23 protein-coding genes and 1 pseudogene are annotated in these 21751 nt (G+C 68.3%); 12 read left to right on the forward strand and 12 right to left on the reverse strand.

The window, feature by feature from the left end; translation table 11 throughout:
- Window positions 1–37 precede the first annotated feature (37 nt).
- The 5 genes and pseudogenes from ACTJKF_RS26635 to ACTJKF_RS26655 form a co-directional block, all read right to left on the reverse strand.
- Entirely contained in the window at window positions 38–742 is a 705-nt protein-coding gene (locus ACTJKF_RS26635; RefSeq protein WP_440627545.1) for a GntR family transcriptional regulator, read from the reverse strand.
- 313 nt (window positions 743–1055) lie between these two features.
- On the reverse strand, window positions 1056–1994 hold the full coding sequence (gene ldcA, locus ACTJKF_RS26640) for a muramoyltetrapeptide carboxypeptidase (protein ID WP_440627547.1): 939 nt from the start codon (window positions 1992–1994) through the stop codon (window positions 1056–1058).
- Window positions 1995–2100: 106 nt separating this feature from the next.
- Complete coding sequence (gene tadA / locus ACTJKF_RS26645; protein WP_440627549.1) at window positions 2101–2682, reverse strand: tRNA adenosine(34) deaminase TadA; 582 nt, start codon at window positions 2680–2682, stop codon at window positions 2101–2103.
- Entirely contained in the window at window positions 2679–3080 is a 402-nt protein-coding gene (locus ACTJKF_RS26650; RefSeq protein WP_440627551.1) for a DnaJ family domain-containing protein, read from the reverse strand. Before ACTJKF_RS26650 ends, tadA begins: the two co-directional genes overlap by 4 nt.
- A 285-nt stretch (window positions 3081–3365) precedes the next feature.
- A pseudogene (locus ACTJKF_RS26655) lies at window positions 3366–3827 on the reverse strand (MFS transporter); the annotation flags it as partial.
- A 144-nt stretch (window positions 3828–3971) separates the two neighbouring features.
- Between ACTJKF_RS26655 and ACTJKF_RS26660 the strand changes: the two are divergent.
- From ACTJKF_RS26660 to ACTJKF_RS26695, 8 genes are read left to right on the forward strand one after another with little or no spacing between them, the layout of a single operon-like run.
- The gene (locus ACTJKF_RS26660) at window positions 3972–4742 is read left to right on the forward strand and encodes a GntR family transcriptional regulator (protein WP_440627552.1); all 771 of its coding nucleotides are present in this window, start codon (window positions 3972–3974) and stop codon (window positions 4740–4742) included.
- Window positions 4739–6478 carry a fumarate reductase/succinate dehydrogenase flavoprotein subunit gene (locus tag ACTJKF_RS26665; protein ID WP_440627554.1) on the forward strand — a complete coding sequence of 580 codons (1740 nt, stop codon included), beginning with the start codon at window positions 4739–4741 and terminating at the stop codon, window positions 6476–6478. Before ACTJKF_RS26660 ends, ACTJKF_RS26665 begins: the two co-directional genes overlap by 4 nt.
- A gap of 17 nt (window positions 6479–6495) precedes the next feature.
- Window positions 6496–6741, forward strand: coding sequence for a 4Fe-4S dicluster domain-containing protein (locus ACTJKF_RS26670; protein ID WP_006755644.1), 246 nt, complete (start codon window positions 6496–6498; stop codon window positions 6739–6741).
- Window positions 6742–6790: 49 nt separating this feature from the next.
- Window positions 6791–8215 carry an ABC transporter substrate-binding protein gene (locus ACTJKF_RS26675; protein WP_440627557.1) on the forward strand — a complete coding sequence of 475 codons (1425 nt, stop codon included), beginning with the start codon at window positions 6791–6793 and terminating at the stop codon, window positions 8213–8215.
- 38 nt (window positions 8216–8253) lie between these two features.
- Window positions 8254–9129, forward strand: coding sequence for an ABC transporter permease (locus ACTJKF_RS26680; RefSeq protein ID WP_440627558.1), 876 nt, complete (start codon window positions 8254–8256; stop codon window positions 9127–9129).
- A complete protein-coding gene (locus tag ACTJKF_RS26685) occupies window positions 9126–9917 on the forward strand; it encodes an ABC transporter ATP-binding protein (RefSeq protein ID WP_440627560.1) in 792 nt (263 codons plus the stop codon). The genes ACTJKF_RS26680 and ACTJKF_RS26685 overlap by 4 nt, the downstream gene beginning before the upstream one ends.
- Before the next feature lie 33 nt (window positions 9918–9950).
- Window positions 9951–10952 (forward strand): HEAT repeat domain-containing protein, encoded by a 1002-nt coding sequence (locus tag ACTJKF_RS26690; protein WP_440627561.1) that lies wholly within the window; start codon window positions 9951–9953, stop codon window positions 10950–10952.
- On the forward strand, window positions 10949–11233 hold the full coding sequence (locus tag ACTJKF_RS26695; RefSeq protein ID WP_440627563.1) for a gamma-butyrobetaine hydroxylase-like domain-containing protein: 285 nt from the start codon (window positions 10949–10951) through the stop codon (window positions 11231–11233). The genes ACTJKF_RS26690 and ACTJKF_RS26695 overlap by 4 nt, the downstream gene beginning before the upstream one ends.
- Before the next feature lie 186 nt (window positions 11234–11419).
- Here the strand turns inward: ACTJKF_RS26695 and guaA are convergent, their stop codons facing one another.
- The 5 genes from guaA to ACTJKF_RS26720 form a co-directional block, all read right to left on the reverse strand.
- Window positions 11420–13039, reverse strand: a complete 1620-nt coding sequence (guaA, locus tag ACTJKF_RS26700) for a glutamine-hydrolyzing GMP synthase (RefSeq protein ID WP_440627564.1) — start codon at window positions 13037–13039, stop codon at window positions 11420–11422.
- 107 nt (window positions 13040–13146) lie between these two features.
- Window positions 13147–13761 carry a hypothetical protein gene (locus ACTJKF_RS26705; protein WP_440627565.1) on the reverse strand — a complete coding sequence of 205 codons (615 nt, stop codon included), beginning with the start codon at window positions 13759–13761 and terminating at the stop codon, window positions 13147–13149.
- Between the two features lie 6 nt (window positions 13762–13767).
- A complete protein-coding gene (guaB, locus tag ACTJKF_RS26710; protein ID WP_440627567.1) occupies window positions 13768–15228 on the reverse strand; it encodes an IMP dehydrogenase in 1461 nt (486 codons plus the stop codon).
- Window positions 15229–15505: 277 nt separating this feature from the next.
- On the reverse strand, window positions 15506–16339 hold the full coding sequence (locus ACTJKF_RS26715; protein ID WP_440627569.1) for a DUF2182 domain-containing protein: 834 nt from the start codon (window positions 16337–16339) through the stop codon (window positions 15506–15508).
- A gap of 30 nt (window positions 16340–16369) precedes the next feature.
- A complete protein-coding gene (locus tag ACTJKF_RS26720; protein WP_440627571.1) occupies window positions 16370–17134 on the reverse strand; it encodes a DUF899 domain-containing protein in 765 nt (254 codons plus the stop codon).
- A 113-nt stretch (window positions 17135–17247) separates the two neighbouring features.
- On the opposite strand from ACTJKF_RS26720, the gene ACTJKF_RS26725 reads away from it, so the two are divergent.
- The 3 genes from ACTJKF_RS26725 (at window position 17248) to ACTJKF_RS26735 (ending at window position 20346) form a co-directional block, all read left to right on the forward strand.
- Window positions 17248–18468 (forward strand): helix-turn-helix domain-containing protein, encoded by a 1221-nt coding sequence (locus tag ACTJKF_RS26725; RefSeq protein WP_440627573.1) that lies wholly within the window; start codon window positions 17248–17250, stop codon window positions 18466–18468.
- Between the two features lie 30 nt (window positions 18469–18498).
- Complete coding sequence (locus ACTJKF_RS26730) at window positions 18499–19182, forward strand: Vgb family protein (protein WP_440627575.1); 684 nt, start codon at window positions 18499–18501, stop codon at window positions 19180–19182.
- Window positions 19183–19380: 198 nt separating this feature from the next.
- Window positions 19381–20346 carry a DMT family transporter gene (locus ACTJKF_RS26735; RefSeq protein WP_440627577.1) on the forward strand — a complete coding sequence of 322 codons (966 nt, stop codon included), beginning with the start codon at window positions 19381–19383 and terminating at the stop codon, window positions 20344–20346.
- Between the two features lie 63 nt (window positions 20347–20409).
- On the opposite strand, the gene ACTJKF_RS26740 is transcribed toward ACTJKF_RS26735, so the two are convergent.
- Together ACTJKF_RS26740 and ACTJKF_RS26745 are read right to left on the reverse strand one after the other, a co-directional pair.
- A complete protein-coding gene (locus ACTJKF_RS26740; protein WP_440627579.1) occupies window positions 20410–20733 on the reverse strand; it encodes an RnfH family protein in 324 nt (107 codons plus the stop codon).
- A 4-nt stretch (window positions 20734–20737) separates the two neighbouring features.
- Window positions 20738–21175, reverse strand: a complete 438-nt coding sequence (locus ACTJKF_RS26745) for a type II toxin-antitoxin system RatA family toxin (protein ID WP_440627581.1) — start codon at window positions 21173–21175, stop codon at window positions 20738–20740.
- Window positions 21176–21274: 99 nt separating this feature from the next.
- On the opposite strand from ACTJKF_RS26745, the gene smpB reads away from it, so the two are divergent.
- Window positions 21275–21721: an SsrA-binding protein SmpB gene (smpB, locus tag ACTJKF_RS26750; protein WP_006752168.1), complete on the forward strand. Its 447-nt coding sequence runs from the start codon at window positions 21275–21277 to the stop codon at window positions 21719–21721.
- The last annotated feature ends 30 nt before the right edge of the window (window positions 21722–21751 follow it).

A 21751-nucleotide genomic window follows, 5' to 3' on the forward strand; every position in this document is an offset into this window, starting at 1 on the left:
CTCGTCGTGTGGCGCGCGGCCGGGTTCGCGTCGCCGCTCAGGCGCCGCCGAACACTTCGCGCAAATCGACCTGCCCTTGCGCGGGCCGGTCCAGCATCTTCAGTTCGACATGCTGCAGGTGGTGCGCCATCAGCGTCACGGCCTGCTTCGAATCCCCCGCCTCCAGCGCGGTCAGGATCTCGTCGTGGTCGTCGCACGAGCACGGGCTGCGCCCGTGCGATTCGTACAGCGCCGACATCAGCGTCGAGCGCGCGACGAGCCCGTCGAGGCACTCGCTGAGCGTCGCATTGCCCACCAGCGCCGCAAGCGCCGTATGGAACTCGCCCGACAGGCGGATCCACGCCGCGAAGTCATGCCGCTCGAACGCGCGGCGTTCCTTGTCGATCAGCGCCGCGACGCCCTTCAGCCGCTTCGCGCCCGGCCCCGTCGCGAGCCGCTCGACGACGGCCAGCTCGATGATCCGGCGCATCTCGAACACCTCGTGCACGTCCTGCAGCGTCGGACTCGCGACGAACGCGCCGCGGTTCGGCTCGAGGTCGACCAGCTTGTCGGCCGCCAGCTGCGCGAGCGCCTGCCGAATCGTCCCGCGCTTCACGCCGAACACGTCGCAAAGCTGCGCTTCCGTCAGCTTCGCGCCGGGCGCGAGCCGATGCTCGAGGATCGCGGTGCGAATCCGCTCGGCGATCGCTTCGGGACCGGCAGCGCCGGACGGATGGAAATCGGGCTCGTTCATGATCTGCATCGTGTGATGGTCCTCATCCTAGGACGGACATAAAGATTGTCAACAATTCTTTTCTTGAAATGCGCACAATCTGGGCTCATTGCGCTGTACCAGATCGGTGCGTGACGCACGAAATCCAGGCACGACAAGCCTCTTTCGCTTTCCCATGGCGGCTCACGGTGTATACCCTGCCGGCCATTTTGTTGACAAAAATGGTGCACACGGTGCGACAAGATCGATCGAAGCCGGCGAAAAATCGGGACCGTTAGTTGCGCGTTTACTTAAAGAAAAAGGCGGTGGAATCCCGCCTTTCGATGCTACCCGCCCGCCCGGCTCAGCCGAGATGCGGATAGTCGGACAACGTCAGCCGGAAGCCGTGCGCATTCGCGACGAGCTGCGCCTGCGCGCCGAACGGCAGCGTCAGCAGGTCGGGCACGTGGCCGAACTGCAGCCCCGTGACGACCGGGATGCCGACCATCGAACGCACCTGGTCGATCATCGCCTGCATGTCGTAGCCGTTGTCGTACTCGAACGGACGCGCGCCCGTGAACTGGCCGAGCACGAGCGCCTGCTGGCGCGCGAGCAGCCCCGACAGATGCAGCTGATAGATCATCCGTTCGATCCGGAACGGCTGTTCGTTGACGTCTTCGACGAACAGGATGCCGCCTTCGATGTCGGGCATGTACGGCGTGCCGACCAGCGACGTGAGGATCGCGAGATTGCCGCCCCACAGCGTGCCCGTCACATTCACGGTCTGCACCTGCGGTGCTTCGGTGATGAGCGTGGTGGTCGGCTGCGACAGCGTCTGCCAGAAGTGCTGCATCGTGAAGTCGCTCGGCGTTTCCGCGCCGAAGTCGGCCGACAGCATCGGGCCGCCGAACGTCTTGATGCGCGCCTTCGCGTACAGCGCGAGCTGGATCGCGGTGAAGTCGCTGTGGCCCACCAGCGCGATCGGCTGATCGCGCAGACGGCGCTCGAGCCCGCGATAGTCGAGCCCATGCAGGATGCGCGCGGCGCCGTAGCCGCCGCGCACCGCGAGCGCGATATCGGGCAGCGCGCGCTCCGGATCCGCCAGGCGGTTCAGATCGCCGGCCCGCTCGCCGTCGGTGCCGCCGAAACGCTGAAAGCGCCGCTGCGTCGCCTCGATGTTCTCGATGCGATGCTGCGCGCCGCTCAGGCGCTCGAGCGCGCGATTGATCGCGTCGGGATCGTGCGGATAACCGGACGGCGCGAGCAGGCGGATGGTATAGGGCGCGGCGGGCTGGAAGGACATGGCGAAAGGTGTCGGGATCGTCAAACCTGCTTAGAGGGTCCGAACCGTCTCCGGTTCACGGAACTGCGCAGCCCGCCCGCTTCGGGCGACGGGCGCGGCGGGCGCGCTATGACGGGCCGGCTTCGGCGTCGCGGGCAAGCCGCGCTTCACGCAGCGCACGACGGCGTTCCGCGAAGAACGACTTCAGCGCGGCGCCGCATTCGTCGGCGAGCACGCCGCCCGTCACTTCGGTATGGTGATTGAGCTGCGGATTCGCGAACGCATCGATCACGCTGCCGCATGCGCCCGTCTTCGGGTCGGCCGCGCCGTAGACGACCCGCGCGATGCGCGCGTGCATGATCGCGCCCGCGCACATCAGGCACGGCTCGAGCGTCACGTACAGCTCGCAGCCGGGCATCCGGTAGTTCTGCAGATGCCGCGCGGCCATGCGCAGCGCGGCCATTTCCGCGTGGGCCGACGGATCGTGCCCGCCGATCGGATGGTTGAAGCCGCGTGCGATCACTTCGTCGCCGCGCACGAGCACCGCGCCGACCGGCACCTCGCCGGCCGCGCGCGCCTCTTCGGCGGCGGCCTGCGCGAGACGCATGAAATGCAGGTCGCGCGCCGATGCGGGCGTGGCTTCGGGAACGGGGGAATCGGGCGCGGCGCCGGATCCGGCTGCTTCGTCGTGCAGCGCGTCGGCGCTCACATCGGCCCCGCTTCGGCGGGCACGTCGTCGAGCCCGCGCTCGCACAGACGTTCCGCGATGCGCCGGCAGTAGTCGCGCGGCATCACCATCGGGCCGCCGCGCAGCGACTCGAGCGCCATGTCGAGCGCGAGAATCCTGGCCTGCAGCCGGCAGCGCGCGGCACGATCGCTGACCGCCTGCAGTTCGTCCTGCAGATTGCGCAGCGCGCGCAGTTGCTCGACGGCCGGCGGCACGAAGCCCGCATTCTTCAGGATACGGTTGGCCACCCGCACCTCCTCGGGTACGAGCAGGTCGTCATCCAGCGCCTGGGGCGCGCCGGTACCCGGCAAATCGTCGAACTCGCCCCGCGCGGCGGCGGCGGCAATACGTTGTTCGACCAGTGCGTCAAGCAATCTCATTAGTCAATCGGAACAAATGCGGCAGCCGAATTCTAGCAGGGTGACGTGCGTATGACAGGCCCTTCGAAGGGTTGCTCGACATTGCGTTTTTTAGGGGCCGAATCGGCGCGCATGCGTGCCGATCGCCTCGACTTGCCGCTGTGCTGCGCCGCAGCAGGCTCCGCGCGGGTGCGGCCCCGTTCGGGCGGCCGATGTCCGGGGGCCGTTTTTTATTTTGATCCGCACGAACCGGGGGCCTCGACTGGCCGAAATCGCCGCAATCGCCGTTTCGCGGCTGTCCCGTCACGCGGCGAACGGCGACATCGTCATCGGCGCCATCCTCATGCCGGCCGACAGCAGCGACACCGCGAGGCTGCGGTGCGTGTCGAACCCGCCGGTCACGCACGCCATCATCGGTGCGAATATCGCGGCCGTCGCGCTGCCGACGGCCAGCCCGAACGTCAGCTGGAACGCGAGCAGCGACGGTGCGCGGCTCGCGAGCGCGAGGCTCGCTGACAACAGCACGGCACCCGTCACGACCACCGCGCGCGTGCCGATCCGGTCGGACAGACAGCCCCAGCCGATGCTCGCGAACGCCATCGCGATGAAGCCGAGCGTCATCGCGGTGGAAATGCCGGTCATCGACCAGCCGGTGTCGCGTGCAATGGCCCGCGGGAACACGGGCAGCGAAAACATCGCGCCGATCGCGATACAGCCCGTGAGGCCGCCCGCGGCGGCGCTCGCCCAGCGGTAGCGGGAATCACGCATCTGGCATCTCCTTTCTCCCGGTCGGACGCCCGCCGGCCGCCGCCCCGCTTTTCCGGAATCGGAAAGTCGAAAGCAGAAATAGTTGGTTTGGGCGCGCGAGCCGGCTCACTACACTCGAGTCCTCTTGTTATATCAAGTTGACCGATGACCCCACCCAACGTCGTGCCGCTGTCGGCGGCGCCGCTCTACGTGCAGATCAAGGACACGCTGCGCGCGCGCATCCTCGACGGCACCTATGCGCCGCACAACCGGATGCCGTCCGAGCACGAACTCTGCGCGATGTTCGACGTGAGCCGCATCACGGTGCGCCAGGCGCTCGGCGATCTGCAGAAGGAAGGCCTGCTGTTCAAGCTGCACGGCAAGGGCACGTTCGTGTCGAAGCCGAAGGCGTTCCAGAACGTGACGTCGCTGCAGGGCTTCGCCGAGGCGATGTCGTCGATGGGCTACGAGATCGTCAACCAGTTGCGCACGTTCCGGACCGTGAAGGCCGACCGCCATCTCGCGACGAAGCTGAACGTCCCGGAAGGCGCGCCGCTCGTCGAGATCCATCGCGTGCGGCTGCTGAACCGGGAGCCCGTGTCGCTCGAACAGACGTGGGTGCCCGAAGCGCTCGGCAAGCGGCTCGCGGGCGCCGATCTCGCGACCCGCGACATCTTCCTGATCCTCGAGAACGACTGCGGCGTGTCGCTCGGCCACGCCGACGTGTCGATCGACGCGATTCTCGCCGACGACGAAATCGTCGATGCGCTGCGCGTCGAGGACAGCAGCCCCGTGCTGCGGATCGAGCGGCTCACCCATGACGCATTGGGCGCGCCGATCGACTACGAATACCTGTACTTCCGCGGCGACGCCTTCCAGTACCGGCTGCGCATCGACCGGCAGAAGACGCCCCAACCTGCAAGGAACCCGCAATGAATACCCATGTACACGAATACGACGTCGTCGTGGTCGGCGGCGGCACGGCCGGCCCGATGGCGGCGATCAAGGCGAAGGAGCGCGACCCGTCGCTGCGCGTGCTGCTGCTGGAGAAGGCTCACGTGAAGCGCAGCGGCGCGATCTCGATGGGGATGGACGGCCTGAACAACGCGGTGATCCCCGGCCATGCGACGCCCGAGCAGTACACGCGCGAGATCACGATCGCCAACGACGGGATCGTCGACCAGGAGGCCGTGTACGCATATGCGACGCACAGCTTCGCGACGATCGAGCAGCTCGACCGCTGGGGCGTGAAGTTCGAAAAGGACGGCACCGGCGACTACGCGGTGAAGAAGGTCCACCACATGGGTTCGTACGTGCTGCCGATGCCGGAAGGCCACGACATCAAGAAGGTGCTGTACCGGCAGCTGAAGCGCGCACGCATCGCGATCACGAACCGGATCGTCGCGACGCGCGTGCTCACCGACGCGCACGGCCGTGCGAGCGGCGTGCTCGGCTTCGACTGCCGCACGGCCGACTTTCACGTGATCCGCGCGAAGGCCGTGATCCTGTGCTGCGGCGCGGCCGGCCGTCTCGGGCTGCCGGCGTCCGGCTACCTGATGGGCACGTACGAGAACCCGACCAATGCCGGCGACGGCTACGCGATGGCGTATCACGCCGGTGCCGCGCTCGCGAACCTCGAGTGCTTCCAGATCAATCCGCTGATCAAGGACTACAACGGCCCGGCGTGCGCGTACGTGACGGGTCCGCTCGGCGGTTTCACCGCGAACGGCAAGGGCGAGCGCTTCATCGAGTGCGATTACTGGAGCGGCCAGATGATGTGGGAGTTCTACCAGGAACTGCAAAGCGGCAACGGCCCGGTGTTCCTGAAGCTCGACCATCTCGCCGAGGAAACGATCCAGACCATCGAGCAGATCCTGCACACGAACGAGCGGCCGAGCCGCGGCCGCTTCCACGCGGGACGCGGCACCGACTACCGGCAACAGATGGTCGAGATGCATATCTCGGAGATCGGCTTCTGCAGCGGCCACAGTGCGTCCGGCGTGTACGTGAACGCGCGTGCGGAGACGACCGTGCCGGGGCTCTATGCGGCCGGCGACATGGCGGCCGTCCCGCACAACTACATGCTCGGCGCGTTCACGTACGGCTGGTTCGCCGGGCAGAACGCAGCCGACTACGTGGCCGGCCGCGAGCATGCGCCGGTGGACGACGAGCAGGTTGCGACCGAACGTGCGCGGGTGCTCGCGCCGCTCGCGCGCGAGCGCGGCCTCGCGCCTGCCCAGGTCGAATACAAGCTGCGCCGCATGGTGAACGACTATCTGCAACCGCCGAAGGTGACGCGCAAGATGGAAATCGGTCTTCGACGTTTTGACGGAATTATTGAGGATATCGAAGAAATCAAGGCCAGCCATCCACATGAACTGATGCGTGCGGCCGAAGTGCGTGCGATCCGCGACTGCGCCGAAATGGCCGCGCGCGCGTCGCTGTTCCGCACCGAGAGCCGCTGGGGGCTGTACCACCATCGCGTCGACTTCCCGCAGCGCAACGACGCCGACTGGTTCTGCCACACGTGGCTGCGCAAGGGCGCCGACGGTGCGATGCACAGCGAGAAGCGGCCGGTCGAACCGTACGTCGTGCCGCTCGCCGACGACGAACGCACCGCCTACGCGCATCTCCGCATCCGCGAACCGGCCGCGCTCGCGGCCGCACTTTGACTTCGAGGAGCCCTACCGTGCCCCATACCCCGCACGACATCTTCCTGCGCAGCAGCGCACCCGTGACGATCGACGAGGACCGCTGCATCGCCGACAAGGGCTGCACCGTGTGCGTCGACGTGTGCCCGCTCGACCTGCTTGCGATCGACGTGACCAAGGGCAAGGCCTACATGCAGTTCGACGAATGCTGGTACTGCATGCCATGCGAACGCGATTGCCCGACCGGCGCGGTCAAGGTCGACATTCCGTACCTGCTGCGCTGATCCCGCGCGCCGCCGGCGCGGCGCCTTTCCACTACCGGACTCACGACACATGAAACCAACGCTACGGATGCTCCACCTGTTCGCCATCTCGCTCGCGCTGTCGGCCACCGGCCTCGCGCGCGCCGAAACGATCCGCGTCGCGATCGGCACGCAGGATACGACGATCAACTGCGCGACCGGCGGCCTGCTGATCCGCGAACTGCACCTGCTCGACAAATACCTGCCGCACACCGGCAAGTACCAGAACGTGACGTACGACGTGCGGTGGAAGGACTTCACGTCGGGCGCGCCGCTGACCAACGAGATGGTCGCCGGCAAGCTGGACTTCGGCGCGATGGCGGACTTCCCCGGCGCGCTGAACGGCGCGGCGTTCCGCAAGGCAGGCCGCAAGAGCGTGTTCATCACCGTGCTCGACGGCAGCATCGAAGGCAGCGGCAACGGCATCGTCGTGCCGACGAACTCGCCGGTGCGCTCGCTCGCCGATCTCAAGGGCAAGACGATCTCGGTGCCGTTCGCGTCGACCTCGCACGGGATGCTGCTGCGCGCGATCAAGGCCCAGGGCTGGAATCCCGACACCGACGTGAACATCGTCACGCAGGCGCCGGAAGTGGCCGGCAGCGCGCTGAAGGCCGGCAAGATCGACGCGCATGCGGACTTCGTGCCGTTCGCCGACCTGTTCCCGTATCGCGGGATCGCGCGCAAGATCTACGACGGCGCGCAAACCCATGCGCCGACCTTCCACGGCGCGCTCGTCGACGCCGACTACGCGCAACGCTATCCGGAGGTGGTCGTCGCATACCTGCGCGCCGCGCTCGAAGCGAACCGGCTGATCGCGCAAGACCCCGAGAAATACAGCCTGCTGATCGAGAAGGTCACCGGTATCGAGGCGCCGGTCGACTACCTGTATCACGGCCCGCTCGGCATCCAGACCCGCGACCTCACGTGGAAACCCGAATACCGGCAGGCCCTCGCCACCGCGATCGATACGCTGAAGCTGCTGAAGAAGACCGACACCGCGCCCGATCCTGCAACCTTCATCGACGACCGCTATATCCGTGCGGCGTTCAAGGCATCGGGGCTCGACTACGACGCCGCGCTGAAGCACTACGGCAAGCAGCCGCTCGTCGCGAACGACGCGGCGACCGGCAAGCCGATCCGTGACTTCAACGACGTCGCGCAGGTGTGGCTCGCCGGCGACCAACCCGTGCGCCACTATGCGAGCCCTGCGGCCGCCTTCGCCGCGCTCGGCAAGCTCGGCCCGGATGCGAAAGTACGCGCCGTGTTCGTGCACGACCATGCGAGCGGACTGAAGCTGTTCGCCGATCAGGCGTGGTACGTGAAGGACGCGCACGGCGTGCTGAGCGCGTTCCTGCTGAAAACGAGCGCCGCTGCGTACGCGAAGCAGGTATCGGGTGCCGTGGTCGATTACGCGGCCGCGAAGACCGGCACCACGCAGGCACTCGCGTCACGCTGAACGCCCCCCCTTTCCCCTCACAGCTACCGGATACTCGCATGGCCGCCACCTTCGAGCTTGCCAAACGCCGTCTCTCCGCGTCGCCGCGCGCCGGCGACACCCGCACCGCACACGCCGCCGCGCGCGGCCGGCCCGCATCGCTGCGCCGCCGCGCATTGCGGATCGCATCGCTCGCCGCGTGCATCGCGCTGTGGCAGGCAGCCGTCCAGTGGCGACTGTCGCTCGGCATCGTCACGTTCGCGAACGTGCCGGCGCCCGCCGACGTCGGCCCCGCGTTGTGGTCGCTGCTGCATTCGCCGAAACTGCCGATGCACCTGTTCGCGAGCATCACGCGCGTGCTCGCCGGGTTCGTTGCCGCGGCATTCGCCGGCGTCGGCCTCGGGCTCGCGATCGGCCGCTATCGCGCGCTCGAGGACACGCTGCTGCCGCCGCTCGAAGTGTTGCGGCCGATTCCGGCCGTCGCGTGGATTCCCCTCGCCATCCTGATGTTTCCGTCGTCCGAACTAAGCATGATGTTCATCACGTTCATCGGCGCGCTGTTCCCGATCCTGCTGAACACCGTGCACGGTGCCGAGGCCGTCGATCCGCGGCTCGTCGCGACCGCGCGCAGCCTCGGCACGCGCGGCGTCGCGCTCTATGCGGAAGTGATCCTGCCGGGCGCCGCGCCCGCGATCTTCACCGGCCTGTCGATCGGGATGGGCACCGCATGGTTCTGCCTCGTCACCGCCGAGATGATCGCGGGCCAGTACGGCATCGGTTATTTCACGTGGGAATCCTACACGTTGCAGAACTACCCGGACATCGTCGTTGGGATGGCGATGATCGGCCTGCTGGGCATGGGCAGCAGCCTGCTCGTCAAGCGGATCGGCACGGCGCTCACGCCGTGGTATGCGCCGCGCGGAGGCCGGCAATGAGCGCGGCCGGTGTCGTCACGGCCGCCGCGCCGGGCCGCGTCGGCGTGCGCGCGCTGACGATCGAGCTCGGCCCGCCGCATGCGCGTTTCGCGGCGCTCGATGCGCTCGACGTCGACATCGCGCCCGGCGAATTCGTCTGCGTGCTCGGGCCGTCCGGATGCGGAAAATCGACGCTGCTCGGCGCGCTGGCCGGACACGTCGCCGCGACGCGCGGCGAGATCGTCGTCGACGGCGAACCGGTCGATCGCCCGCATCCCGATCGCGGGCTCGTGTTCCAGCAGCACACGCTGTTTCCGTGGAAACGCGTGATCGACAACGTCGCGTTCGGCCTCAAGATGAAGGGCGTGCCGGCGCACGAACGCCGTCTTGAAGCGGCCGCGCTCCTCGAACTCGTCGGGCTCGGCGGATATGGCGCGCACTACCCCGCGCAGCTGTCCGGCGGCATGCAGCAGCGCGTCGAGATCGCGCGCGTGCTGATCAACCGGCCGCGCATCCTGCTGATGGACGAACCGTTCGGCGCGCTCGACGCGCAGACGCGCCGCATGATGCAGACGCTGCTGCTCGACATCTGGTCGCGCATCGGTACCACCGTGCTGTTCGTCACGCACGACATCGAGGAAGCGCTGTTTCTCGGCGACCGCATCCTGATGCTGTCGCCGCGGCCCGCGCGCATCGTCGCCGACATTCGCGTGCCGCTCGCGCGGCCGCGCACCGACGACAGCACCACCGATCCCGCATTCGTCGACATCAAGCGGCGCTGCCTCGCGCTGTTGCGTGACGCCGCGTGACGACGTGCCCTTCTACTGCCCGACTTTTCGCTCATGACCGCTTCCTCCACTGCTTTTCCGTTGCCCGGCTCGCACGATAGCGATCCCGATCTCGCCGCGCTCGTCGCGCGCGTTGCCGCACCCGACGCATCGGTGCGGCGCATCGCGCTGCTCGAACTCGCCGATCTCGAGGATCCCGATCTCGTGCCGACCTTCGTTGCCGCACTGCGCGACGATCCGTGCGCCGACGTGCGCGGCGAAGCCGCGCGGGTGCTGGCCGCGTGGGAACAGCCCGACGTCGTCGACGCGCTGTGCCACGCGTTGCTCGATGCCGACGGCGACGTGCGCGCGACCGCCGCGCAAAGCCTGTCCGAACTGAAGGATGTCGCGTCCGGCGCCGTGCTGTGCAGTTGGGCCGAACGCGCCGAGCCGTTCGTGCTCGGCGCCGTGCTGCGCGGCTTGCGCGAACTGCGCGACCCCGCCGCGTTCGCACCGGCATTGCGCGCGCTCGACGCGCCGGCGCCGGCCGTGCGCGCCGAGGCCGTCGCCGTGCTCGGCTGGCTGAAAGACCATCGCGCGCTGGCGCCGCTCGCTCGCACCGCCACGGCCGACGCGCATGCGGACGTGCGGCGCATCGCCGTCGGTGCGGTCGGGTTTGCCACATCGAGCGACCCGGCGGTCGTGACCGCATTGCTGACAGCACTGCGCGACGCCGAATGGCAGGTCCGCGAGGAAGCGGCCGCGACGCTCGGCAAGCTGCGCGTCGCGATCGCATGTGCTCCGCTCGTCACCGCGCTCGACGATGACTACTGGCAAGTGCGTTTGCGCGCGGTGCGCGCGCTCGGCCAGTTGCGCGATGCCGCCGCGGCACCGGCCGTCGTCCCGTTGCTCGCGCATACGATCAGCAATCTGCGCAAGGAGGCCGCGCTGTCGCTCGGCGAACTGCGCGACCCTGCGACGCTATCCGCGCTGCATGACGCGCTGGACGATCGCGATCCCGAGGTGCGCAAGGCCGTGCGGATCGCGATCGCGCAGATCGAAGGCGACGCGCGATGAAGGTACCGACCGAGATCCTGCTCGACCATGCGGCGCATGCGTTGATGCTGCGCTGGCCGGACGGCGGCATGCAGCGCATCGGCTACGCGCGGTTGCGCAGCGATTGCCCGTGCGCGACATGTCGGAAAATCCGGCTCGATGGCGGGCGGATCGATGCGGAGGCGGACCTGACGCTGGATGGCGTCGAAGCGGCCGGTTACGGCATTCGTTTGCTGTTTGGCGATGGACATGCGCGCGGCATCTATCCGTGGCCGTACCTGGCGGGGCTCGGCAGAACGTGAACCGCTACCGGCATTGCATATGCCTTGCACGAACTCGTCCCACGTTCGTGCGAGCTGAGTTTCGCTGATCCGCTTCGATCGTCACACAACGCGCACGGCGTAAAAAAACGCCCGGCAGGTTCCCCTGCCGGGCGCTCACATCATCCGATGCGGTGATCCGCTACCGACGCACGCCTCGGCGCTGCATCATTCCCACTCGATCGTCGCCGGCGGCTTGCCCGAGATGTCGTACACCACCCGGTTGATCCCGCGCACCTCGTTGATGATCCGGTTCGACGCACGGCCGAGCAGCGCGTACGGCAGATGCGCCCAGTGTGCGGTCATGAAGTCGGTGGTCTGCACCGCGCGCAGCGACGTCACGTAGTCGTACGTACGGCCATCGCCCATCACGCCGACCGATTTCACCGGCAGGAACACCGCGAACGCCTGACTCGTCAGGTCGTACCAGGTCTTGCCGACGTCGGCCTCGCCGCACAGGCCCGCTGCCGCATCCTGCGCAGTGGCGGTCGTGCCACGCAGTTCCTCGATGAAAATCGCATCCGCGCGACGCAGCAGATCCGCGTATTCGCGCTTCACTTCGCCGAGAATCCGCACGCCGAGGCCCGGGCCCGGGAACGGATGGCGATACACCATCTCCGGCGGCAGGCCGAGCGCGACACCCAGTTCGCGCACTTCGTCCTTGAACAGGTCGCGCAGCGGCTCGAGCAGCTTCAGGCCGAGCGTTTCCGGCAGGCCGCCGACGTTGTGGTGACTCTTGATCGTCGTCGCCTTCTTCGTCTTCGTGCCGCCCGATTCGACGACGTCCGGATAGATCGTCCCCTGGGCGAGCCACTTCGCCTTCGACAGCTTCTGCGCTTCGGCCTGGAACACCTCGACGAACTCGCGGCCGATGATCTTGCGCTTCGCTTCCGGATCGGTCACGCCGGACAGGTGGCCGAGGAACTGCTCGGATGCGTCGACGTGCACGACCTTCGCATGCAGACGGCCTTCGAACATGTCGAGCACCATCTTGCCCTCGTTCAGGCGCAGCAGGCCGTGGTCGACGAACACGCAGGTCAGCTGGTCGCCGATCGCGCGATGGATCAGCGCAGCGGCAACGCTCGAATCGACACCGCCGGACAGCCCGAGAATCACTTCCTCGTCACCGACCTGCTCGCGGATCTTCGCGACGGCTTCCTCGATGTGGTCGCGCATGACCCAGTCCGGCTTCGCGCCGGCGATCTGCAGCACGAAACGCTCGATGATCTGGCGGCCCTTCACCGTGTGCGTGACTTCCGGGTGGAACTGCACGGCGTAGTAGCCGCGCGCCTCGTCGGCCATGCCGGCGATCGGGCAGCTCGGCGTCGACGCCATCAGCGCGAAGCCCGGCGGCAGCTCGGCAACCTTGTCGCCATGGCTCATCCACACCTTCAGCATGCCGTGGCCTTCGGCCGTCTTGAAATCCTCGATGCCGTCGAGCAGGCGCGTATGGCCGTGCGCGCGCATTTCCGCGTAGCCGAATTCGCGGTGGTCGCTCCACTCGACCTTGCCGCCGAGCTGCACGGCCATCGTCTGCATGCCGTAGCAGATGCCGAGCACCGGCACGCCGAGATCCCACACGGCTTGCGGCGCGCGCAGCTGGTGGTCTTCGTACGTGCTCGCGTGGCTGCCCGACAGGATCACCGCCTTCGGCGCGAATTCGCGGACGAAGTCGTCGGACACGTCGTTCGGATGAATTTCGCAGTAGACGTGCGCTTCGCGCACGCGCCGCGCGATCAATTGGGTGACTTGCGAACCGAAGTCGAGAATCAGGATTTTGTCGTGCATGGCTGCGGACGGGATGAAGAGAATAAGAAAAGCAGCGCATCAAGCGCTGCGTCAAAAGCGTGGACGGCGGCGTCGGGCAGCAGGCGGCTCGCGCGACGCATCGCCGGTCAATCCTGCAACGGCGGGCGGGCGTCGAATGCGACGCTGCCTGACGCGCGGTCGGGTGCGGCCGGCGGGGTGGCCGCGGCCGGCGCCGAAGGCGCCGCCGGACGGCCGACGACCGGTTCGACACGCTGCCGCGCGGCGGCCGGCGCCGGTTCGGCCGGGCGCTTCGCGTCCCGGGCGTCGAGCGCCTGCGCCCTGTCCGCCCTTTCCAGCTTTTCGCGCCGCCGCACGGTCGATGCCAGCCGCACGCCACCGAGGCCCAGCAGGATCAGCGCGACACCGGCCACCGCCGACAGCACGCGGCCGGCGGCCGCAAGCGCGGGACCGCTGCCGGTGCCGATCGACCATACGACCGTCAGCACGCCGATCAGCCAGTTCACATGGCCGACCGCACGTGCGACGGGCGCCGTGAGGTCACCGTTGAGCGCTGCATGAAACGCGAGCCACGCGAGCCCGAGCAGCGCGATGCCGAACGCCTGGCCGAGCATCGCCGGCTGGATATTGGCCAGCTGCAGCGCGTTGAACAGCGCCTGCCAGGGCGTCAGCACGAACAGCACGCCGAACGCCAGCAGCAGCACGGCATCGACGATCAACACGGCTCGCAGCAGCGGTTTCATCGGCGATCAGTCCACGTGGTAGTTGGGCGCTTCCTTCGTGATCTGCACGTCGTGCACGTGCGACTCGCGCATGCCCGCCGCGGTGATCTGGACGAATTCGGCCTTGTCGTGCAGCTCGTCGATCGTCTTGCAGCCGCAGTAGCCCATGCTGGCACGCACGCCGCCGACCAGCTGGAACAGGATCGCGTTGACCGAGCCCTTGTATGCGACGCGGCCTTCGATGCCTTCCGGCACGAGCTTGTCGATGTTCGCGGAGTTGTCCTGGAAGTAGCGGTCTGCCGCGCCGTCCTTCATCGCACCGACCGAACCCATGCCGCGATACGACTTGTACTGGCGGCCCTGGTACAGGAACACGTCGCCCGGCGCCTCTTCGGTGCCCGCGAACATGCTGCCCATCATCACCGCGTTCGCGCCGGCCGCGAGCGCCTTCGACACGTCCCCCGAGAAACGCACGCCGCCATCGGCGATGCACGGCACGCCGGTGCCCTTCAGCGCTTCCGCGACGTTCGCGATCGCGCTGATCTGCGGCACGCCGACGCCCGCGACGATCCGCGTCGTGCAGATCGAGCCCGGGCCGATACCGACCTTGACCGCATCCGCGCCGTATTCGACGAGTGCCTTCGCGGCGGCTGCCGTCGCGATGTTGCCGCCGATCACCTCGACGTGCGGGAAGTTCTGCTTGACCCAGCGCACGCGCTCGAGCACGCCCTTGCTGTGACCGTGCGCGGTATCGACGACGATCACGTCGACGCCGGCCTGCACCAGCAGTTCGACGCGCTCTTCGTTGTCGGGGCCGACGCCGACCGCCGCGCCTGCGCGCAGCTTGCCGTGCTCGTCCTTGCACGCATCCGGGTGTTCGGTCTGCTTCGTGATGTCCTTGACGGTCATCAGGCCGCGCAGTTCGAACGCGTCGTTGACGACCAGCACGCGCTCGAGGCGGTGGCTGTGCATCAGCGCCTTCGCTTCGGCGAGCGGCGTGCCTTCCCTGACCGTGACGAGACGGTCGCGCGGCGTCATGATCGACTTGACCGGTTCGTCGAGGCGCGATTCGAAACGCAGGTCGCGGTTCGTGACGATGCCGACGAGCTGCGGGCCTTCGACGACCGGGAAGCCCGAAATGCCATGCTGGCGCGACAGCGCGATCACGTCGCGCACCTTCATCTGCGGCGGCACCGTGATCGGGTCACGGACGACGCCCGATTCGAAACGCTTGACCTTCGCGACCTCGCGAGCCTGCTCGGCCGGCGTGAGGTTCTTGTGGACGATACCCACACCACCCTGCTGCGCCATCGCGATCGCCAGGCGACCTTCGGTAACGGTGTCCATCGCGGCGGACACGAGCGGCATGTTCAGGGAGATGTTGCGGGTCAGCTTGGTCTTCAGGCTGGTGTCGCGCGGGAGAACGTCGGAAAAGGCGGGAACGAGGAGCACGTCATCGAAAGTGAGTGCTTTTTGGATCAGACGCATGGCAAATCCTATGGGCGCAAAAGCGAATTATACGCGAAGCGCTGCGAATTTTCACAACACGAACAACGGGTTAGCCGCCTCCAGGCGTTCGGGGGCGGAATCGTTCGGATCGCCGTTCGGTTCGTTTTCGATCGCCTTTCGTTTCACCCCGGCATCGCCCCATTCGCGCAAGCGGCCGGAATCGGGCCGATCGCGTGTCGTTGCAGGACAACGCCGGCCCCGACGACGGCACCTCCGGCAGCCCCGTTCGACGCACCGAAACGGGCTCGAAGCGGCACTAGGCCAGCCCGCCCGCGGCGCACGCGATCATCGCCGCGCCGGCGCCGATCGCAACGCCCCCGACGATCCGGGCGACGCGTCCACCGGCCGGCGCCAGCCGCTCGGCGGCGATCGCCACCGTCACGACGGCCATCACGCGCAGATCCATCACGCCGGCCGCCAGTGCAATGGCCATCAGGTTCCCGCAACACGCGCCGCAGCGTAGCGCAGCGCGCACGCCGTGCCGCCATGCAGCGCCCGTTTCAGCCGCCACCGGCCGCGCGCCTGCGCCAGCCGCCGCGTGCCGGCAACAGGCAAGCTGACGCAGCTTCCAGCCGGAAAACTGCAGCACGCCCGCACCGATCACGAGCGCACCGGCCGCAAACGGCATCGCACCGGCGAGCGCAGGCAGCCGCGCGGCTTCCACCGCCAACGCGCGACCGACAGGAAACGCCACCGCACCCAGCGCCATCCATACGGAGAAATAGCCGGCGCCGGCGACCGCGACCGCGACGAACGCCGCCGCGCGCGCCGCGCCCACCATGCCAAGCGCCTGCCGATAGCGCCAGAGCACCGGTGCCAGCACCGGCAGCATCATCGTCACCGTCATCGCGCCCCACATGCCGGCAAACGCGGCGAACGCGCGCCCCGCGCCCCATCCGCACGGCCCGAGCCAGCCGGCCGACAACGTCCAGCCGCCCGCCATCGGCATCCCGCCCGTCGCGTCCATCGATGCGTGCTGCGCGAGCGTCGCCCACACGGCGGCGACGAACACCGCGACGAGCGCGGCACCGAACGCCCTCCCGCCGCCGCCCGCAGCGCCGGGCGCGGCCCGTTCCGTCGTCGTGCTCATCGCCCGCTCCCGCTGCTCGCCGGCCCGCACTCAACCGCGCGCGTACTCGTCATGACGGCGCCACCACACGCCCGTCTCGTTGCGGCCGAGCGGCGCGCGATCGAGCCACTGGTACATTCCCCACAACCCGTCCAGCCCGCGCGCGTAGGTCGAATACGTGTGATAAACGACACCGTCCTCGCGCACGAACGCGCTCATCCCCGGCCGGTCGAGCGAATACGTGGCGGCGTCGGTGCCGCACGTCGCCGCGAACTGCGCGACCGCCGCCGGCGGCGGATCCATGTCCATCGCGTGGCCGGCCCGCGCATAGTTGTATTCGACGTCCCCGGTGCGCTGCTGCGCTTCGGTGAACGACACGTTGAAGTCGAAGTTGAAGTCGCCGCCCGCCGACGACGCCCACGGGAAGTGCCAGCCCATCCGCTGCCGGTACGCGAGCAGCTTCGCGAGCGGCGCACGGGACACCGCTGCGAGCGTCACGTCGTGATTCGCGAGATGAATCGCAAAACCGTCGAAGCCGTCGGCCAGCGCCGAGCATGACGGGCAGCCGGCCGTGTAGTCGGGACCGAACATGAAGTGATAGACGAGCAGTTGCGAGCGGCCGCCGAACAGATCGCCGAGCGTCGCCGGCCCGGCCTCGGTATCGAACCGGTAGGCGTGGTCGACGCGCACCCACGGCAGCGCCTGGCGCCGCCGCGCGAGTTCGTCGCTGTGCCGCGTCAGCGTCTTTTCTGCGTCGAGCAGCGCGCGGCGCGCCGCCAGCCATTCGTCGCGCGTTCCGGTGAGATGGTTCGTCATTGCGGGTTCCTCCTTTCGACAGGGATCCGGGCACGGCGCATCTGCCGTGTGCGTGGTGCTAGATTAGGGCCGGGCATCGGACCGCAGGGAGTGACAACTGTGTCGGGATTCGGATGGATTCACTGATCACGGCTGCCGCGCGTGCACTCGCGGCGGGTGATCCGCTCGGCGCGCTGAACCGCGTCGCGCTGCGCGACGACGCGCCGGCGCTCGCGTTGCGCGGCATCGCGATGGCGCAGCTCGGCGATTTCGAGCGCGCGCGGACGCTCGTGCGCGGCGCGGCCCGCGCATTCGGCACGAAGGAAGCCGTCGCGCGGGCGCGTTGCGTCGTCGCGGAAGCCGAGATCGCGCTCGCGTCGCGCGACCTCGGCTGGCCATCGCGCGCACTCGACGCCGCCTGCGCGACGCTCGACGCGCACGGCGACCGCGCGAACGCCGCGCATGCGCGCTATCTCGGCGTGCGCCGGCTGCTGCTGATCGGACATATCGACGACGCCGAACGGCAGCTCGCGACCCTCGACCCCGAACGGCTGCCGGCCGCGTCGCGCGCGGCGCACGAACTGATCGCGGCAGGTATCGCGATGCGCCGCATCCGCCCGCACGCGGCGCGCATGGCCCTCGCCCGTGCGCGCGCGGCCGCGCAGGACGCCGGCATCGCCGCGCTGACGGCCGAAGTCGAGACGGCCGCGCGCGTGCTCGATACGCCGGCCGCGCGCCTCATCGCGCACGGCGCGTCGCGGCTCGTGTTGCTCGACGAGGTCGAGGCGCTGCTCGAGTCGAACGCGCTGGTCGTCGATGCGTGCCGTCATGCGGTGCGCGACGCGCGTACCACCGTGTCGCTTGCCCGCCGCCCGGTGCTGTTCGTGCTGGCCCGCATGCTCGGCGAAGCGTGGCCTGCCGACGTATCGAGAAACGCGCTGGTCGGCGCGGCGTTTCGCGCGAAGCACGCGGACGAATCGCATCGCGCCCGCCTGCGCGTCGAGATCGGCCGCCTGCGCGCGATGCTGCGGCCGCTCGCGAACGTCACCGCGACGCCGGGCGGCTTCGCACTCGAGCCGCTCGGCCTGCGCGAGACCGTCGTGCTCGCGCGTCCGGTCGACGACCGCCACGCGGCCGTGCTCGCGCTGCTGGCCGACGGCGAGGCGTGGTCGAGCTCCGCATTGGCGCTCGCGCTTGGCGCGAGCCAGCGCACCGTGCAACGCGCGCTCGACGCGCTCGTCGAAGCGGACAAGGTGCAGGCGCTCGGCCGCGGCCGCGCGCGCCGCTGGATGACGCCCCCGCTGCCCGGATTCGCGACGACCTTGTTACTCCCCGCGCCGCTACCGGGCGACTAGGATGACTACACCAACGACGAGGTGACAGACATGAAACGCTCCAGCGCAGCCATCCTCCGCGAATACGGCCCGTTTCCAGGCGGCAACGGCGTGCACGGCGTCACATTCGACGGGCAGCACGTGTGGTTCGCGTCCGGCGACAAGCTGAACGCGCTCGATCCGGAACGCGGCACGACCGTGCGCACCCTCGACGTCGCCGCGCACGCGGGCACCGCGTTCGACGGCCGTCACCTGTTCCAGATCATCGAGGACCGCATCGAGAAGATCGACCCGGAATCGGGCCGCGTGCTCGCGACCATCCCCGCGCCCGGCGGCGGCGCCGATTCCGGGCTCGCGTGGGCCGAAGGCACGCTGTGGGTCGGCCAGTACCGCGAGCGCAAGATTCATCAGGTGGATCCGCAATCGGGCGCCGTGCTGCGCACGATCGAATCGAACCGATTCGTCACCGGCGTGACGTGGGTTGACGGCGAGCTGTGGCACGGCACCTGGGAAGCCGACGAGAGCGAGCTGCGGCGGATCGACCCGCGCACCGGTCAGGTGCTCGAACAGGTCGACATGCCGCCCGGCGTCGGCGTGTCGGGGCTGGAATCCGACGGTCGCGACGTCTTCTACTGCGGCGGCGGCAGCAGCGGCAAGCTGCGCACCGTGCGCCGCCCGGCGAGGGCACGCGCGGCAGGCGACAGCGCGGCGGCGACCGAGCCGGTCGATTGCTGAGCGCTCGGCGCCGCTTGCCGATCGCCGGAATGCGGCCCGTCCCGCCGGGCCGTGACGCCCGAACAAACAGGACCGGATCGGCCCGATCCCCTCAACCGATCCCGAGCCTCACCCCGTCCGAGTGCAGGAATGAACAAGACGCGCTCGCGCCGCCATCGCTAAGATGCGCGCTCGTCAGGCACTTGTTCGGAGCAGTCGATGCAGCGCGGTGTGGTGTATGGCGTCCTCGCGGGCGCGTTGTGGGGCATGGTATTTCTCGTGCCGCGGCTGTTGACCGACTTCTCGCCGCTGCTGCTGAGCGCGGGCCGCTACGCGATGTACGGCCTCGTGTCGCTGGCGGCCGCACTGCCGGCCGCCCGCTCGCTGCTTGCGCGGCTGACCCGCGAGGACGTCGTCGCGCTCGCAAGGCTCGCGCTGATCGGCAACGTCGCCTACTACATGCTGCTCTCCGGCGCCGTGCACCTGATCGGCATCGCGCCCAGTTCGCTGATCGTCGGCGTGCTGCCCGTGACCGTCACCCTCGCGGGCCTCGGCGATCACGGCGCGGTACCGCTGCGGCGCCTCGCCGCCCCGCTCGCGCTGGTGATCGGCGGCATCGTCTGCATCAACGTCGACCTCTTCACGTCGGAAGCCGCGCATGCGACGACGCTCGGCCAGAAGCTCGCCGGCATCGCATGCGCAAGCGGCGCGCTCGCGAGCTGGACCTGGTACGCCGTCGCGAACGCGCGCTACCTGCAGCGCCACCACCATTTCGGCGGCAACGAGTGGTCGGTGCTGTGGGGCGTCGTCACGGGCCTGATCGGCGGCCTCTGCTGGCTCGCGATCCTCGCGCTGCCGGCCGGCACGGCGCAGGCGGCCGTCCCGGCAGCGCGCTGGCACCTGTTCTGGCTGCTGAACCTCGTGCTCGCGATCGGCGCATCGTGGCTCGGCAACGGACTGTGGAACGCGGCATCGAAGCGGCTGCCGCTCACGCTGTCGGGCCAGCTGATCGTGTTCGAAACCGTGTTCGCGATGCTCTATGCATTCGTCTACGACCACCGGATGCCGCGTGCGCTGGAAATAGCGGCACTCGCGCTGCTGCTGGCGGGCGTCTACGGGTCGGTGCGCCGGCACAGCGGCACGCCCGACAGCACCACCGTGAACGCGAACGTCACGGCGCACTGAGTTCGGGCGCGCGTGGTCGGACGAATCGGAACGAAAGAGCGGGCGTGGCGCAGGCGCGACGCGTCAGCGCGCGTCCTTGTGCATCCACTTGCGGCCCTCGATGGAGCCCGCGCGGCGGGTCTTGTCGACGCGCCGCTGGCGCGCGAGCTTCGGATCGACGATCAACGGGCGGTAGATCTCGACGCGGTCGTGATCGGCGAGCGGCGCGTCGAGCGGTGCGAGCTTGCCGAACACGCCGGTTTTCGCCTGCGCGAGATCGATCTCCGGGTGCAACGCGAGCACGCCGCTCGCGTCGATCGCCGCGCGCACGGTCGCGCCTTCGGGCAGCGACACCGGGATTAGCGTCTGACGATCCGGCAGCGCGTAGCAGACTTCGATCGACAGCATCGCGTCACCCCTTCCCGTAGCGCTGGTCGGCGCGTTTGACGAACGAATCGACGAACGTGTTCGCGATATGGCTGAACACGGGCCCGATGATCTTCTCGAGCAGGATGCTCGAGAACTCGTAGTGCAGCGCGAATTCGATCTTGCACGCATCGGCGCGCAGCGGGATGAAGCGCCATGAGCCCGTGAACTTCTTGAACGGGCCGTCCGCGAACTCCATGTCGATCCGCGTCGGGCGCTGCTGCGTGTTGCGCGTCGCGAAATGCTGCTTGATGCCCTTGAAGTTGATGTCGATGCGTGCTTCCATCCCGCTGTCGTCCTGACGGCGAATTTCGATGCCGCCGCACCAGGGCAGGAAATTGGGGTAATCGGCCACGTCGGTGACGAGGTCGAACATCTGTTCCGCCGAATGACGGATCAATACGGTTTTCTGGACATCTGCCATAAATCGCGCGGCATCGCTCAAGGTGGAAACGCCAAGCCGGGCGATTCCCGCCCCGCTTTGCTAAAATCGTGATTTTAAACGAGTTGGCCCGATCCTTTCATGAGCATCATCGACAACAGGAAAGCGCACTTCGATTATCACATCGAGGAACGCTACGAGGCGGGGCTCGTGCTCGAGGGCTGGGAAGTCAAGGCGCTGCGCGCCGGGCGCGGCCAGATCAAGGAAGGCTATGTGGTGGTCAAGAACGCCGAGATCTTCCTGATCGGTACCCATATCAGCCCGCTGCCCGAAGCCTCGACGCACATCCACCCCGATCCGGTCCGCACGCGCAAGCTGCTGCTGCACCGTGAGGAAATCAAGAAGCTGATCGGCAAGGTCGAGCAGCGCGGCTACACGCTCGTGCCGCTGAACTTCCACTACAAGGGCGGTCGCGTGAAATGCGACATCGCGCTCGCGAAGGGCAAGAAGCTGCACGACAAGCGCGAAACCGAAAAGAAGCGCGACTGGGAACGCGAAAAGGCCCGCATCATGCGCGCCGGCACCTGACACGCACACCCCGCATCGCAAACGACACGG

This window comes from Burkholderia sp. 22313 (genome assembly GCF_052045245.1).
GTDB lineage: Bacteria > Pseudomonadota > Gammaproteobacteria > Burkholderiales > Burkholderiaceae > Burkholderia.